Raw genomic sequence first — 13,575 nt, forward strand, 5'->3', positions numbered from 1 at the left:
ATGTCTGAGAGGAGCTGCGCATGACCGGAGTACGACGGACGGGAAGCACCCGCGGGGTTTCGTTCGAACCGACGCCGCTGCGCGGGCCGCGCCCCGCGCCGCCGCCTGAGCCGGCTGACCGCGCCGGCATCACCGAGGACGCGCGCGAACTGGCCCGGGCGCTGCAGGCGGTGCAGGCTGCGCCGGACGTGCGCGAGATCCGCATCGCGGCGCTGCGGAAGGCGATCGCCGAGGGGCGGTATCAGCCCGACCCGCGGGAGATTGCGCGGAGGCTGATGGAGCGGGGCGGCTTCGACCCTGAAGGCTGAGGAGCGGTTTCGCCGGGGAGGCGACGAACCGGTGCAGGAGCTGGCGGGCCCGGTTGCAGCGGCTCCCGGCCGCGAAACGGGGGTTGCCCTGATGCCGGGGGCCGGCGCCGCGGGCGTAGCCTGAGGTGGATGGTTGAGCTTGCACCGAATGCCGGGCCTGGCGCCGGCGCGAACCGCCAGGAGGGGACGATTCCAGCCATGCCGCGGGTGCTGATCATCGACCGGGGGCTGCCGAAGGCGCTGGAGGGACGGTCGCTGCTGGGCGACGGCCTCGAAGCGCATCTCACCGGCGACCCGGAGGCCGCCCTCGAGCGGGCCGCCGCGGACGTGTTCGACCTGCTCGTGCTCTGCGGGATGCCGGCGGAGGAGCAGGCCGAGCTGGCGGCGGCGTTCCACGCGCACCGGCGGTGGCGGCTCGTGCCGGTCCTGTACGTGAGCGACCCCGCAGCGCCGGGCCTCACGATCCCGGGAACGTTCCGGCCCGAAGTGGACGGCATCGTCCGGGGAACGCGGGCGAGCGCGGCGGTGGAGCGGCGCATCCGGGACCTGGCGCGGGAGGGGATTGCCGGGGCGGAGGCGGTCGTTGCGGGGCCGTTCGAGCTCGACCCGGTCCGCCTGCGGCTGCACGGGCCGGGCGGCGACATCGACCTGACCGAGCGCGAGGCGGAAGTGCTGTCGCTGCTGCTGGCGCGGCCGAACCGCACGGTGCCGGCTGCCGACATCATCGAGCGGGGCTGGGGCCTGGACGTCGACGAGCGCTCGCTCCAGATCCTGCGCCGGCACATTTCGAACATCCGGCGGAAGCTGGCGGAGACGGGCCAGCGGCGCGCGGTGCGAACCGTACGCGGGACCGGCTACCGGTTCGAGGTGCGGGCGGGCTAGGCGCGGCCGCGGAAGGTGGGGTCGCTGGCGTCGATCCAGCAGCTGGCGAAGCGGTCCTGGTAGCCGTCGGTGGTGTCGAGCGGGTAGCCCTTCACGTAGGGCCAGGCGAGGGCGACGACGCGCTCGCTGACGAGGTTTGCGCCCGGGTTGAGGGCGAGGATGCGGCGCTGGATTTCGTAGCCGAGGTCGCGGCGGGCCGTTTCGTTCAGCTCGAGGCGCTGCTTTTCGATGAGGGCATCGAGGTCGGGGTCGCGGAGGGGGAAGCTGTTGCGGGTGCCGGCGCTGTGGAAGTAGGGGTAGACCCAGTCGTCGAGGTCGATCCAGCCGGTATCGGGGCCGGCGGCGAAGGGCGCTTCGGCCGAAAGGAGCAGCCCGACGAGCTGGCTGAGCGGCATGGGGACGACGCGGATGTCGAGGCCGAGCGCGGCTTTGAGCTGGTCGCGGATGACGGAGCCGAGGCCGATGGCGCTCTCGGTGGCATCGACGACGAAGAGCGGGAGGGGGTCGGCGGGCAGTGTTTTTTCTGAGCGGAAGGCGTCGAGGGCGGCGCGCGCTTCGCGGAGGTCGGCTTCGCGGCCGCCGTCGCCGGGGCGGTAGCCTGGGACGACGGTGAGTTCGCTCTCGGGGAGGGTCCAGCGGGAGACGGGCCAGCTGACCCAGGGGCTGAGGCCGCCGGAGCCGTCGAAGAACTTGCGGACCATCTCGCGGCGGTCGAGGGCCCAGGTGATGGCGTTGCGGAAGCGATGGTCGTTGTAGGGGTGATTGACCAGCGAGTAGCGGACGCTGAAGAACATCGAGTGGCCGACGGTGTATTCGACGAGCTGCGGCAGGGCGCGCTTGAGGTGGTCGGCGAGGGTGCGGTTCACGACGGCGACGTCGAGGGCGCGGGTGCGGAGGCCGCTCTCGACTTCGGCGGTCGTCCGCGGCTGGACGAGCGAGATGCCGTCGAGGTAGGGGCGGCGGTCGCCCCCGAACCAGGCGGGGTTGCGGCGGACGGAGGCGAAGCGCTGGTCGCTCCATTCGACCCAGAGGAAGGGGCCGCTGCCGACCTGGTGGTCGAGGGTGATGTCGCGGCCGTCAGGGGCGAGCTCGGGCGCCACGATGAAGGACGCGACGTCGGCGAAGAGGTGGTGGGCGGCGGCGATGGGCGCCTTGAGCTTCACCGTGATCGCCGTCGGGGAGGTGACCTCGAGTGAATCGATGACGGACCACTGGGGCGCGCGGACGAAGGTGGTATCGCCGCTGAGCTGGCGCTCGATGCTGAACTTGACGTCGTCGGCGGTGACGGGGCGGCCGTTGAGGGGCGGGAGGTCGTGCCAGCGGGCACTGGGGGTTGATGCGGAAGACGAGGGTGAGGGGGTCGGGGCGTTCGGGCAGGGCGGCGGCGAGATCGGCGGCGATGGTGCCCTGCGCCTGGTCCTGATAGGTGAGGAGCCGGCTGAAGATCATCGCCTGGTGGCCGTGGAGGGGGCCGGCCTGGGTCTTGTGGGGGTCGACGAAGGCGTCGCGTTCGACGAAGCCGGTGTGGCGGAGGGCGTGGCCGTGGCGGCTGGAGAGGGTGGGCGGAGAGGGCGAGGGCGCCCGGGTCGGGTCGCCGGCCGGCGTCGGCGAAGGGCCGAAAGGCGTGGGCTGCGGGCTGCCGCCGCGGGAGCAGGCTGCGGCAGCGGCTGCCGCGCCGAGGAGCGCGCCGCCGGCGCCGAGGAGGCGGCGGCGGGAGATGGTTCGCCCGCGCGGTGACGGTTCCGATGTCATGCTGGCTTCCATACTATGGCGAGGTGCCGCTATGGACCGGCAACGGCCGGTTCAGGCGGCAGATTTCGGCAGATTCGGGGGGAAGGAGCTGGCGAGATGACGCAGCGGCTGACGGAGCAGGCGATTGGCGAGGCGCTCGGCGCGCTGCCGGGCTGGGAAGCCGAGGGCGCGGAGGCGATCAGCAAGACGTTCCGGCTGGCGGACCACATCGCGGCGCTCGGGTTCGTGGTGCGGGTCGCGGCGGCGGCGGAGGTGATGAACCACCACCCGGAGGTGGCGTGGGTCTACAACCGGGTGACGTTCCGGCTGAGCACGCACGACGCGGGCGGCATGACCGAGCGCGACCTCGCGCTGGCGCGGCGGATCGAGGAGCTGGCCGCGAGCTGAAGGAACGAAACGGCCGCCCCGGAACGGGAGCGGCCGCGATGGACGCCGAACGCGACGGCCTAGATGACGCCGAGCGCTTTGCGGGCGCGGGTGACGATCTGCTTCTCCTCTTCGGTGAGTTCGGAGAAGTCTTTCACGACCTCGTGCTTGAGCGGGAAGATGTGGATGGCGTCCCAGCCGCAGACGTCCTCGCAGAGGCGGCAGCCGGTGCACTTCTTCTCATCGACGGTGGAGACGCCGAAGAAGTCGTCGATGCGGTCGGTGTGCTGGAGGCTGAGGGCGTCGAAGGGGCAGATGTTGATGCAGAGCTCGCAGCCGGAGCCGATGCATTTCTCTTCGATGACGACGGCGCGGGGCCACTGGTCCTTCTTGTAGGAGCGGCAGACGTTGCCGAAGGTATCGAGGATGGCTTCGGGGGGGCAAACGACGCCGCAGGCGCCGCAGTCGATGCAGAGGGTGGGGTCGATGACGTGGAGCTGGTTGCGCTCGCCGGTGATAGCGTTCGTCGGGCACCGCTTGGTGCAGGCGGTGCAGCCGATGCAGGTTTCGACGATGGAATAGGGCACGAAGCGTCCCCCTGCGTGCGGGTGTGGAGGTCAGGATACCATGGCGGGGCGGGGTGAGGCGCGTCAGGGGAGGGCGGTAGTGCTATAGTCTCGGGGCAGCCTGCGAAGGAACTGGGGATGAGGTATGCGGTTCGTTTATGACGAGGAGCGCGCCGCCCAGGCCGCGGCATTTCTCCTGCAGCGGGCGGGAGGGCAGATGTACCTCCTGACCTTGATGAAGCTCCTGTACCTGGCGGACCGCGAATCGCTCGTCGAGACCGGCTACACCATCACTGGCGCGAAGATGGTGGCGATGCCGTACGGGCCGGTGCTGAGCGAGGTGTACGAGGCCGCAAGCCAGGGCACGGACCGTGAGTCCCCCTGGTCGCTCCACGTGGGGGCGATAGCCGGGCACAAGGTCGAGCTGCGTATGGGCGCCGGTGACGCGCTCAGTGACTATGACCGGGAAGTGCTCAGCCGCGTCTTCGACCGCTGGGGCCACTGGGACCGGTGGGAACTCGTCAGGTTCACGCATGGGCTCCCCGAGTGGCGCGACCCTTCCGGTTCGTCAGTGCCAATCGACCCCGCCGAGATCCTGCGGGCGGAGGGCTTCGACGACGCCACGGTTCGCCAGACGGTCCAGGATGCCGAGGCAGTCCTCGCCCTCCGGCGCCGCGCCGGCGCCGCCCGCGCGTGAATCCCGGCGAAGCTTTCGTCGGCTTCGACTTCCAGGGGCACCTGTGGTTCGTGCTGACCGGGCCTGACGCAGAAGGTCGTGTCGTCGTGGTCAACATTACGACGCACGGCCGTTCGCCGATCTGCGCTCGCGGCGACTGCTTCGTCCTCGCACCGGGTGACCACCCGTTCATCACCCGCGAGAGCTGCGTGTTTTGGCGCGGCGCTACCTTCGCAGAGGATGCGGCTCTCGAAGCCGCCCGCGAGCGGCGCACGCTGGACCTGAGGCCGCCGCTGCGCATGGCTCTCCTCCGGGAGATGCAGCGGCGCGTGGCGGATTCGCCCTACGTTCCCGATCGGGTGCGGCGTGCGGTTCGCGCCCACCATGGCGGGGCGGGGTGAGGCGCTTCAGGGGAGGGCGGCGAGGAACGCCTCGACGGCGGCGTTGAAGGCAGCGGGGTTATCGATGTTGGCGGCGTGGCCGGCGCCGGGGATGACGACCTTCTGCGCGCCGGGGATCTTCGCGGCCATGTAGTCGGTGGCGCCGAGGAACGGCTCGTCGCGTTCGCCGACGAGGACGAGGGTGGGGACGCGGATGGTTTCGAGCGATTCGATGACGCGGGCGTCGAACTGGGCGAGCATGCCGCGGGCGGCGAGGGCGAGCCCCTTCGCGCTGCGGTGCTGGGCGATGCGGACCTCGGCGCCGGGGCCGAGCGCCTCGAGGCCGCGGGTTTCGAAGGCGACGGCGCGGGCTTCGGCAGTGCGGTTCCAGGCTTCGCGGCCGGCCGGGTTGCGGTAGCCGGGGCCAGTGTCGAAGAGCATCAGGGCGCGGGTGCGGCCCGGGTGGGCGAGATGGAAGGCGAGCGACATGTAGCCGCCGAGGGAGAGGCCGCCGATGACGGCGCGGTCGATGCCGAGGGCGTCGAGGATGGCGGCCATATCAGTGACGGTGTGGGCTTCGGAGTAGCAGGCCGGGTCATCGGGGCTGTCGGACTGGCCGTGTCCGCGCATGTCCCAGGTGATGACGCGGTAGCGCGGCGCGAGCGCTTCGACCTGGCCCTGCCACATGCGGGAGGTTGCAGAGTAGCCGTGGCTGAGGAGGACGGGCGGGCCGTCGCCGGCTGCCTCGTAGAAGATGCGGACGCCGTCGCGATCGATGAAGGGCACGGGTGCCTCCGGGCGGGGTGATGGTGGCGGGGATTCTACGCGGGCGGGTGCGGCGCGTCAGAGCGGGCCGCGGGCGGCGAGTTCGCGGCCGAGGATGGCTTCGGCCGAGCCGTCGAAGGGGAACCGGCCGCGGCGCACCACGCGGAGGGCGCGGAGGATGCCGCACCATGCCGCCCGGCGGACGCCCGGCGGGTAGCCGAGTTCGGCCGCCCGGGCTGCGAAGACGTCCCGGTCGCGGACGTGGTGATGGCCGCCGGGGATGACGACGACATCGAGGTCGAGGTCGACGAAGTCGATGGTGCGGCCGGCGAGCCGGGCGGGGAGGGCAGCGTCGCACTTGGCGTCGACGAAGTGGCCGAGGGGGTCGAACCAGAGGAGGACGGTCAGGGGAGCGGTGAGGCCGATGCAGTGGACGCCGAACCCGGGCGACTCGTCGGCCGCGGGCGGGAGCTTGCGATGGCGTTCGCTGTCGTGCAGGACGATGAGCCAGTCGTCGCCGCGGGCATCGACGAGGTCGCCTTCCCATTCGTAGCGGACGGCGCCGCCGTACTTCAGCTTGCGGACGACGACGGGGTTCGGCACCGGCTCACTGATCCGTGGGGCGGTGCGGATGGCGCTTGAGGCCGGCGGCCTCGGCGGGGTCGAGGCGGGCGGCGAGCGCCTCCTTCAGCTCGGCGATTTCCGGGTAGCGGCCGGCAGCGCGGCGGGAGAAGATGCGCTCCCCGTCGACGTCGACGTCGAAATCGCCGCCGCCAGCGGGGACGAGGCGGAGCTCGGCGATGTAGTCGCCGAAGGTGTGGAGGAGTTCGTGCGCCGTCCAGAGGGCGCGGGGGAGGAAGTTGCAGCGCCGGCAGTAGGTGATGGCGACGGTGAGGCGGGTGGACACGGCCGGCTCCGGGCGGAGGCTAGGGGCGCTTGTTGCCCCAGTGGTCCCAGTAGGTGACGTCTTCGACGGGCTTGCGGAAGCCGGCGCCGAACTTGCCGCGGGGCCAGCCGACCGGGATGAGCGCGGCGGTTTCGACGGTCTCGGGGATGCCAAGGAGCTTCCGGACGTCGTCCTGCCGGAAGCGGTGGAGGGTGGTGAGGGCGGTGCCGAGGCCGAGGGCGCGGGCGGCGAGCATGAGATTCTGGACGGCGGGGTAGATGCTGGAGCCGGCGGTGATGTCGGGGCGGGCACCGGGGTCGACGAGGAGGCAGGCGAGGATGAGGACCGGGACTTCGTGGAGATGGTCGGCGAGGTACTGGGCGGAGCGCATGACGCGGTCGTTGCTGGCGGCTTCGTCCGGGGGCAGGTCCGGGCGGTTGCCGTAGCCGCTGGCGACGAGGCGGTCCCAGCCTTCCTTGTACCACTGCTGGAGCTGCTGCTTCTTGGCCGGGTCGGTGATGACGAGCCAGCGCCAGTTCTGGCGGTTGCCGCCGCTGGGGGCGCGTGTGGCAGCCCAGAGGATTTTCTTGATGTACTCATCGGGGACGGGGTCCGGCTTGAGGCGGCGCATGGCGCGCTGGGTGCCGATGACTTCGAAGATATCGGGTTCGACGACGGCGGGTTCGGGCACGTGGGGCTCCGGGCGTTGAAGGTGTGGTCCGATCCTACAGTGTCAGCGGGGAGGCGCGAGGCGGCTATAATCCGCCGGCGATGACGGAGCTGCCGCTCTCCGGGGTGCGGGTGTGCGATTTGACGTGGGTGATCGCGGGGCCGACGGCGACGCGCATCCTCGCGGACTTCGGCGCCGAGGTCATCCGGGTGGAGCACGGGCAGGCGGCGGACCCGATTCGCTTCGGGCGGCCGATCGCGGGGGAGCGGCCGACGCTGAACAACTCGGGGTTCTTCAACTACTTCAACCGAAACAAGAAGAGCGTGCTGCTGAACGTGCGGCATCCGCTGGGGATGGAGGTGCTGCACCGGCTCATCGCGGTGAGCGACGTGGTCATCGAGAACTTCTCGAGCGGGGTGCTGGAGTCGTGGGGGCTGGACTACGAGGCGATGCGGGCGATCAACCCGCGCGTGATCTCCTGCTCGATTTCGGGGTTCGGCCACACAGGCCGGGACCGGCGCTTTACGACGTGGGGGCCGACGGCGCAGGCGCTGAGCGGGCTGACGCTGATGTCGGGGCTGCCGGGGAAGCCGCCGGCGGGCTGGGGGTATTCGTACCTCGACCACACGGCGGGCTACTACGCGGCAATCGCGGTGATGATGGCGCTCCACCACCGGAACCGGACGGGCGAGGGGCAGGCGATCGACATCGCGCAGGTGGAGACGGGGATGGTGCTGACCGGGCCGGCGGTGCTGGATTTCACGGTGAACGGGCGGAGCTGGCTGCGTGAAGGGATGCCGCCGGGGAACCGGGCGTGGGAGCCGCGCATCGCGCCGCACAACACCTACCCGTGCGCGGGGGAGGACCGCTGGGTGGCCATCGCCGTGCGGAACGATACGGAGTGGGAGGCGATGCGGCGCGCGATGGGCGAGGCGGGCTGGGCGGCGGATGCGCGCTTTGCGGCGAACGCCGGGCGGCTGGCGCACGAGGACGAGCTCGACGCCCGCATCGCGGAGTGGACGCGGGAGCGGGACGCCTACGCGGTGATGCAGGCGCTGCAGGCCGCCGGGGTGCCGGCGGGCGTATGCCAGACGGCCGGCGACCGCGTGGAGCGGGACCCGCAGCTGCAGGCGCGCGGCTGGTGGACGTCGATGCCGCACCCCGAACTGGGGGAATCGGGGTTCGACGGGGTGGCGCCGCGGCTGTCGCGGACGCCCGGGACGAACCGGACGGCCTCGCCCCTGATGGGCGAGCACACCTTCGAGGTGATGACCGGGACGCTGGGCATGAGCGCCGATGAGTATGCGGAGCGGGAGGCGATGGGGGTGTTCATGTGAGCGGGCCGCTGGCAGGGCTGCGGGTGCTCGAGCTGTGCGGGCCGATGGGGCAGTACGCGGGCAAGCTGCTCGGGGACATGGGCGCCGACGTGGTGAAGGTCGAGCCGCCGGACGGCGGGGAGGCGCGCCGCGTCGGGCCGTTCGCGGACGATGTCCCGGGACCGGACCGGTCGCTGAGCTTCTGGTACTGGAACACGAACAAGCGGTCGACGGTGCTGGACTTCGACCGCGAGGAGGACCGGGAGACGTGGCGGCGGCTGGTTTCGGCTGCGGACATCGTCATCGAGGACCGGCGACCGGGCGAGCTGGACGCGGCGGGGATGGGGTACGCGGCAGCGGCCCCGGGCAACCCGGGCCTCATCTGGTGCGCGATCACGCCGTTCGGGCAGGACGGGCCGTGGGCGCAGTTTTCGGCGACGGACATGGTCTCGCTCGCGCTGGGCGGAGCGATGATGATGAACGGCTACGACCCGGAGGATGCGCCGGGGGCGCCGCCCATGCGCGGACACGGGGACCAGGGGTACGCGACGGGCTGTCACTACGCGGTGCAGGGCATCCTCGCGGCGCTGCTCTGGCGGGGCCGGACGGGGGAAGGGCAGTTCATCGACTGCTCGGTCCACGAGGCGGTGAGCAGCACGACGGAAGTGGCGCTGCCGTACTGGTTCACGCAGCAGGTGAACGTCATCCGGCAGACGGGGCGGCACGCGGCGGCGAGCCGGACGGAGCGGTGGCTGCAGCGGGCAGCCGACGGCCGGTGGACGCTGATCTTCGGGGTGGGGCGAGACAACGCGAGCTGGAAGCGCATCAAGGAGTGGTTCCAGTCGAAGGGGTTCGGCAGGCAGTTCGATGCGCCGCGGTTCGACGACCCGGCGGCGCGGCAGCCGGGCCGGGGGAGCCCGGAGGCGGCGGAGATTTTCGCCGAGCTGCAGAAGTTCATCGCGGCGCACCCGGCGGAGGAGGTGTACCGCGGCGGGCAGGAGCGGCGGCAGGCGTGGGGTGTGGTGCGCAGCCCGGAGGAGAACCTGGCGGACCCGCACTGGGAGGACCGCGGGTTCTGGGTGGAGGTCGAAGGCGAAGGGCGGGAAGGGCAACCGGTCCGGATGCCGGGCGCGCCGTACCGGTTCAGCGCGACGCCGTGGGCGCTGCGGCGGCCGGCGCCGAAGCTGGGGGAGCACACCGCCGAGGTGCTGCGGGAGTGGCTGGGATTCGAAACATGACCGATACGCGGTGATAACGGGGAGTTCATCGGCGGGCGGGATACTGCGGGCATCGGGACGTTCCCGAGGCAGCCGCCTCCCCTGTCCCCTCCGGGCGCGCTGCAGTGTGAGGGCCCGGCGTTCGGTGCCGCCGGGCCCTCCTTCTTCGTTTGCCTGCCGGTCCTCCCTGGCCGCCGGGCGAGACCGCTGGATTCGGGAACGTATTTGCCCGGATTCGGAACGAAAGCCCCCGCGAGCGTGAAGATTCGGTAGCAGCGGCTGACGGGAGCGGCGGCCGGGGGTACGGTGGGAGCCTGCGACATCTGCTGTTCACGCCGCCGTCATGCGGGCGTCACAGCCGGGCCGCAGGATGACGCCATCGCTGGGGGTGACACCGATGGTCGAGGGTGCTGCAGGTTCGCTCCGTGTTTCGCTCTACGAGCTGCTGCGGGCGCGGCACGTGCCGCTGCGGGAGGTGAGCGCGCTCGGCGTCGACCGGGACGACCTCGGGGCGCCGGTGCTGACGGCCGCGCGGCGGGCGGGCCTCAGCCCGGAACGGCTGGCTGCTGCGCTCGGGCGCGGGGAGACCGCGCCGCGGGACGCGGCAGCAGTGCACTGAGGCGCGGGCTTCGTTATGGAATCTTGACTTCCTGGCCGACCTGGAGGAGGCAATCGGCGGTCAGGCCGTTGAGCGCGATGAGCTGCTGGACGGTGACGCCGTAGCTGGCGGCGATGTCGGCGCAGGTGTCGCCGGGTTTGACGACGTAGACCTTGCCGGAGGAACCCGATGACCCGCCGCTGGAGCGCGGGACGGTGGGCGTCGGCCGGACGGTCGGGTTGGAGGTCAGGCCGCCCGCCGTGCCGGCGACCGGCGTGGGCGTGGGCGCCGGGATGATGAGCGAATCGCCAACGCGGAGGTTGTCGCAGGCGGTGGGGTTCGCCTTGATGAGGGCATCGAGGCTGATGCCCTCGGCGGCGGCGATCGCGGAGCAGGTGTCCCCGGATTTCACGGTGTACGTCTTGCGCGGCGTAGCGGTCGCCGTGCCGCCAACCGGGGTGATGGCGGCAGGGCTGCCGCCTTCGAGGATGACCTGGTTGCCCTGGATGCGGTAGAGGACGGGATTTTGCATCGGCGTCGCGGTCGGGACGCGGGCGGGGTCGGTGATGCGCTCGCCGGCGGCGGATTCAGGCTGGCCGCCGCCGCCGCAGGCTGCGGCAGCGAGCCCCGCGAGCAGCGCGGCGCCGGTGAGGAACGCGACGAAGCAGCGGGAGAGCGGGCGGCGCATGGGCTCCATGCTCATGCCGGGCACCGGGTCAGTCAACCTCGCGCAGGAGGTCGCGGATGAGAAGGTAGGCAGCATCGCCGACCCGGTCGAGGATACCGCGGTCGATGGCGGCAGCGACATCCTGCGGGGAGTGGATGGTGGAGAAGTCGCCCGACGTGAAGAAGACGACTTCGACACCGGCGTCGGCGAAGCTCATGTGGTCGCTGCCGGAGTTGGGCGGCAGCTGCGAGGGGACCGCCTCGATGCCGGCGGCGTTCGCGAGCTCGATGGCGCGGGCGGCGGCGGGCGTGTCGCCGATGACTTCGACGCGACGGCCGATGCCGGTGACATCGAGGTTGACCATGTAGCGGGGAAGCTGGCCGGCGGCGCGGAGGCGTTCGACGAGGGCTTTGCTGCCGTGGAGGCCGGACTCCTCGGCGCCGAACAGTGCGAAGCAGAGGCCGGGCTTCGGGCCGCCGAGGGCGAAGGCGCGGGCGAGTTCGAGAACGTTGGCGGTGCCGCTGGCGTTGTCGTTAGCGCCGGGCGCGCCGGGGACGGTATCGAAATGGCCGCCGACGATGATGGAGCACCCCGCGCTCCCGGGCGGCCGGGCGATGACGTTGTACGCCTGCGTGGCGCCGACGGTCGGGGGCGCCTGGATGGCGATCACGCTGCCGGCGCGGGCGGCCTCGAGGATCGCCGCGCCCTCCTCCTGCGCAACGGAGACGACCGGGAAGCGGGCGGCCATCGTGAGGTTGCCGGAGAAGGGGCCGGGCCGGTTGTTCACGACGATGAGGCCGACGGCGCCGGCCGCGGCGACGTTTTCGTACTTGGTGCCGAAGTTGAGGACGCCGCGCTCGGCGACGGCGATGCGGCCCGAGAGGTCGCGGCCGGCGATGCCGGCATCGTCAGCGAGGCCGACTTCGACGGCGGGCGCTTCGACGGTGCCGCCGGGGCTGCCGGCCATGGTCAGGGCTTCGATGGCGCGGCCGCCGAGGCGGACTTCGCCGACGCGGAAGGGGTCGTTCTCGAAGGTGAACGGCATCCGCTCGACCTCGCAGCCGTAGGAGGCGAGCTGCGCTTCGAGGTACTGGACGGCGCGGAGTTCGGCCGGGGTGCCGGCGACGCGCGGCTCGCGGGCGAGGGCCTCGACGTGGGCGAAGGCGAGGTCGGCGTCGTGGCCTTCGGGGCCGGACGCCTGCCCGCGCGGCGGGGTGACGGCAGGCTGCCCGGGCGCGGCTGCTGCGGAGGAAGGGGAGGCGGAAGCGGCGGGAGCCGGGGTGCCGTCCGGCGCTGCGGCCGGCGGCGCGCCGCTGGAGGAGCAGGCGAGCGCGAACAGGCCGAGCAGGGCGGAAGCGGCGAACGCGAAGGGTGCGCGAACGGTCACGCTGGCAGGGTACGGGGAGGGCCCGTAAAGCGCGCGGGAAGGCCGTCAGCGGCGGCGGAATGGGTTCTTGAAGCGGCGGCCGTCCTCGGGAGGGCCGTAGTCGATGTAGCGGTCGCGCCAGAAGACCTTGCCCGGGCGGCCGCCGCGGACGGTCCCGGCCGGGCGGCTGCGGAACGAGAGCAGGAACGCGGCGATGAAGATGACGACGCCGGCGAAGGAAAGCCAGATGAGCGGCGCCCAGAACATGGCGAGGAAGAGGCCGGCGATCATGATGCCGGCGCCGGAGAGCAGCAGGGAGGCGGGGTTGACCGAGGGGAGGGACGGCTTCGGGAACGGGCGGCGCTTCCGGCGCTGGCGGCGGCGCTCTTCGAGGGAGATCGGCTGGCGGCCCCCTTCGGGGAGCTCGTTTTCGAGCTTCGCGAGCAGCTCTTCGATCTCGCGCTCGATGCGGTCGGCCATGACGCTTCCACCGTAGGACATTCGGCGGCGCGCGTCGATGGGGCGACGGTCAAGAACCCGGCGGGGCACCCGGCAGGACGTCGCGCACCCGGGGCAGGAGGAGGTCGACCCAGCGCGCGTACATCGCAGCGGACGGGTGGAGGCCGTCGGCGGCGAGGAGGGCAGGGTCGGCGGCGGCCTCGCGGGAGACCGCCGTCACATCGAGCCAGCCCGCCCCGGCCGCCTCCGCGGCGGCGCGGTTGACAGCGTTGAAAGCATCGATGGCGGCGGCGACGGCGGCCCGGTTGCGGCCGGCCGCGAAGGGGGTGACGCCCCAGTCCGGGATGGAGAGCACGATGACGCGGGAGGCGTCATCGCCGGCGAAGCGGACGGCGCGGCGGAGGAGGCCATCGAGCCGCGCACGGTAGACGGCGTCGGCCGGGAGTCCGCGGTACTGGTCGTTGACGCCGATGAGGAGGGTCACGAGCGCGAAGGGTCCTGCGGGCGGGTCGGCGTCGATGGCAGCGGTGAGCTCGGCGGTCGTCCAGCCCGTCGTTGCGATGATGCGCGGCGGCTCGAGGTCGAGCCCTTCGCGGCGGAGGCGGGCAGCGAGCTGCGCGGGCCAGCGCTCCGGCGGGGCGACGCCTTCGCCGATGGTGTAGGAGTCGCCGAGGTGGAGGAAGCGGAGGGGCATGGGGCGT

The 13,575-nt window shown here is 72.0% G+C and carries 18 protein-coding genes; 8 read left to right on the forward strand and 10 right to left on the reverse strand.

Translation table 11 applies throughout. The features are described 5' to 3' along the window. Positions 1–20: 20 nt before the first annotated feature. Together flgM and O0235_RS03090 are read left to right on the forward strand one after the other, a co-directional pair. Complete coding sequence (flgM, locus tag O0235_RS03085; protein WP_270057079.1) at positions 21–308, forward strand: flagellar biosynthesis anti-sigma factor FlgM; 288 nt, start codon at positions 21–23, stop codon at positions 306–308. Between the two features lie 198 nt (positions 309–506). Further along, on the forward strand, positions 507–1,190 hold the full coding sequence (locus tag O0235_RS03090; protein WP_270057080.1) for a winged helix-turn-helix transcriptional regulator: 684 nt from the start codon (positions 507–509) through the stop codon (positions 1,188–1,190). Here O0235_RS03090 and O0235_RS03095 read toward each other — a convergent pair. Beyond that, on the reverse strand, positions 1,187–2,614 hold the full coding sequence (locus tag O0235_RS03095) for an ABC transporter substrate-binding protein (protein ID WP_308445674.1): 1,428 nt from the start codon (positions 2,612–2,614) through the stop codon (positions 1,187–1,189). The genes O0235_RS03090 and O0235_RS03095 overlap by 4 nt on opposite strands. Positions 2,615–3,038: 424 nt before the next feature. On the opposite strand from O0235_RS03095, the gene O0235_RS03100 reads away from it, so the two are divergent. Next, positions 3,039–3,329, forward strand: coding sequence for a 4a-hydroxytetrahydrobiopterin dehydratase (locus O0235_RS03100; RefSeq protein ID WP_270057081.1), 291 nt, complete (start codon positions 3,039–3,041; stop codon positions 3,327–3,329). Between the two features lie 59 nt (positions 3,330–3,388). On the opposite strand, the gene O0235_RS03105 is transcribed toward O0235_RS03100, so the two are convergent. Continuing rightward, a complete protein-coding gene (locus tag O0235_RS03105) occupies positions 3,389–3,895 on the reverse strand; it encodes a 4Fe-4S binding protein (RefSeq protein WP_270057082.1) in 507 nt (168 codons plus the stop codon). 124 nt (positions 3,896–4,019) lie between these two features. On the opposite strand from O0235_RS03105, the gene O0235_RS03110 reads away from it, so the two are divergent. Both O0235_RS03110 and O0235_RS03115 read left to right on the forward strand, forming a co-directional pair. After that, positions 4,020–4,571 carry a Panacea domain-containing protein gene (locus O0235_RS03110; RefSeq protein ID WP_270057083.1) on the forward strand — a complete coding sequence of 184 codons (552 nt, stop codon included), beginning with the start codon at positions 4,020–4,022 and terminating at the stop codon, positions 4,569–4,571. Further along, positions 4,568–4,951 carry a hypothetical protein gene (locus O0235_RS03115; protein WP_270057084.1) on the forward strand — a complete coding sequence of 128 codons (384 nt, stop codon included), beginning with the start codon at positions 4,568–4,570 and terminating at the stop codon, positions 4,949–4,951. The genes O0235_RS03110 and O0235_RS03115 overlap by 4 nt, the downstream gene beginning before the upstream one ends. A gap of 6 nt (positions 4,952–4,957) precedes the next feature. Here O0235_RS03115 and O0235_RS03120 read toward each other — a convergent pair whose 3' ends face one another. The 4 genes from O0235_RS03120 to O0235_RS03135 are packed head-to-tail and all read right to left on the reverse strand — an operon-like array spanning position 4,958 to position 7,272. Further along, a complete protein-coding gene (locus O0235_RS03120) occupies positions 4,958–5,716 on the reverse strand; it encodes an alpha/beta fold hydrolase (RefSeq protein WP_270057085.1) in 759 nt (252 codons plus the stop codon). A 57-nt stretch (positions 5,717–5,773) separates the two neighbouring features. Then, positions 5,774–6,298, reverse strand: coding sequence for a ribonuclease FAU-1 family protein (locus tag O0235_RS03125; RefSeq protein WP_270057086.1), 525 nt, complete (start codon positions 6,296–6,298; stop codon positions 5,774–5,776). A gap of 4 nt (positions 6,299–6,302) precedes the next feature. Continuing rightward, positions 6,303–6,602: an Rdx family protein gene (locus O0235_RS03130; RefSeq protein WP_270057087.1), complete on the reverse strand. Its 300-nt coding sequence runs from the start codon at positions 6,600–6,602 to the stop codon at positions 6,303–6,305. 19 nt (positions 6,603–6,621) lie between these two features. Beyond that, positions 6,622–7,272: a nitroreductase family protein gene (locus tag O0235_RS03135; protein WP_270057088.1), complete on the reverse strand. Its 651-nt coding sequence runs from the start codon at positions 7,270–7,272 to the stop codon at positions 6,622–6,624. Between the two features lie 80 nt (positions 7,273–7,352). On the opposite strand from O0235_RS03135, the gene O0235_RS03140 reads away from it, so the two are divergent. The 3 genes from O0235_RS03140 (at position 7,353) to O0235_RS03150 (ending at position 10,403) form a co-directional block, all read left to right on the forward strand. Further along, on the forward strand, positions 7,353–8,588 hold the full coding sequence (locus O0235_RS03140; RefSeq protein WP_270057089.1) for a CaiB/BaiF CoA transferase family protein: 1,236 nt from the start codon (positions 7,353–7,355) through the stop codon (positions 8,586–8,588). Beyond that, entirely contained in the window at positions 8,585–9,805 is a 1,221-nt protein-coding gene (locus tag O0235_RS03145) for a CaiB/BaiF CoA transferase family protein (protein ID WP_270057090.1), read from the forward strand. The genes O0235_RS03140 and O0235_RS03145 overlap by 4 nt, the downstream gene beginning before the upstream one ends. Before the next feature lie 349 nt (positions 9,806–10,154). Next, positions 10,155–10,403 (forward strand): MCP four helix bundle domain-containing protein, encoded by a 249-nt coding sequence (locus O0235_RS03150; RefSeq protein ID WP_270057091.1) that lies wholly within the window; start codon positions 10,155–10,157, stop codon positions 10,401–10,403. Between the two features lie 13 nt (positions 10,404–10,416). Here O0235_RS03150 and O0235_RS03155 read toward each other — a convergent pair whose 3' ends face one another. From O0235_RS03155 to O0235_RS03170, 4 genes are read right to left on the reverse strand one after another with little or no spacing between them, the layout of a single operon-like run. Next, a complete protein-coding gene (locus O0235_RS03155) occupies positions 10,417–11,070 on the reverse strand; it encodes a LysM peptidoglycan-binding domain-containing protein (RefSeq protein WP_270057092.1) in 654 nt (217 codons plus the stop codon). A gap of 28 nt (positions 11,071–11,098) precedes the next feature. Then, positions 11,099–12,436, reverse strand: a complete 1,338-nt coding sequence (locus tag O0235_RS03160) for a M28 family metallopeptidase (RefSeq protein WP_270057093.1) — start codon at positions 12,434–12,436, stop codon at positions 11,099–11,101. Between the two features lie 45 nt (positions 12,437–12,481). Then, entirely contained in the window at positions 12,482–12,895 is a 414-nt protein-coding gene (locus O0235_RS03165) for a hypothetical protein (protein WP_270057094.1), read from the reverse strand. Positions 12,896–12,944: 49 nt separating this feature from the next. Further along, the gene (locus O0235_RS03170) at positions 12,945–13,568 is read right to left on the reverse strand and encodes an SGNH/GDSL hydrolase family protein (protein WP_270057095.1); all 624 of its coding nucleotides are present in this window, start codon (positions 13,566–13,568) and stop codon (positions 12,945–12,947) included. Between the last annotated feature and the right edge of the window lie 7 nt (positions 13,569–13,575).

Source organism: Tepidiforma flava (assembly GCF_027594505.1).
Lineage (GTDB): Bacteria > Chloroflexota > Dehalococcoidia > Tepidiformales > Tepidiformaceae > Tepidiforma > Tepidiforma flava.

Coding starts and splice junctions, on each gene's coding strand:
- O0235_RS03100 (WP_270057081.1), top strand. CDS start 3,039: ATGACGCAGCGGCTGACGGAGCAGGCGATTGGCGAGGCGCTCGGCGCG.
- O0235_RS03155 (WP_270057092.1), bottom strand. CDS start 11,070: ATGCGCCGCCCGCTCTCCCGCTGCTTCGTCGCGTTCCTCACCGGCGCC.
- O0235_RS03110 (WP_270057083.1), top strand. CDS start 4,020: ATGCGGTTCGTTTATGACGAGGAGCGCGCCGCCCAGGCCGCGGCATTT.
- O0235_RS03140 (WP_270057089.1), top strand. CDS start 7,353: ATGACGGAGCTGCCGCTCTCCGGGGTGCGGGTGTGCGATTTGACGTGG.
- flgM (WP_270057079.1), top strand. CDS start 21: ATGACCGGAGTACGACGGACGGGAAGCACCCGCGGGGTTTCGTTCGAA.
- O0235_RS03150 (WP_270057091.1), top strand. CDS start 10,155: ATGACGCCATCGCTGGGGGTGACACCGATGGTCGAGGGTGCTGCAGGT.
- O0235_RS03165 (WP_270057094.1), bottom strand. CDS start 12,895: ATGGCCGACCGCATCGAGCGCGAGATCGAAGAGCTGCTCGCGAAGCTC.
- O0235_RS03170 (WP_270057095.1), bottom strand. CDS start 13,568: ATGCCCCTCCGCTTCCTCCACCTCGGCGACTCCTACACCATCGGCGAA.
- O0235_RS03090 (WP_270057080.1), top strand. CDS start 507: ATGCCGCGGGTGCTGATCATCGACCGGGGGCTGCCGAAGGCGCTGGAG.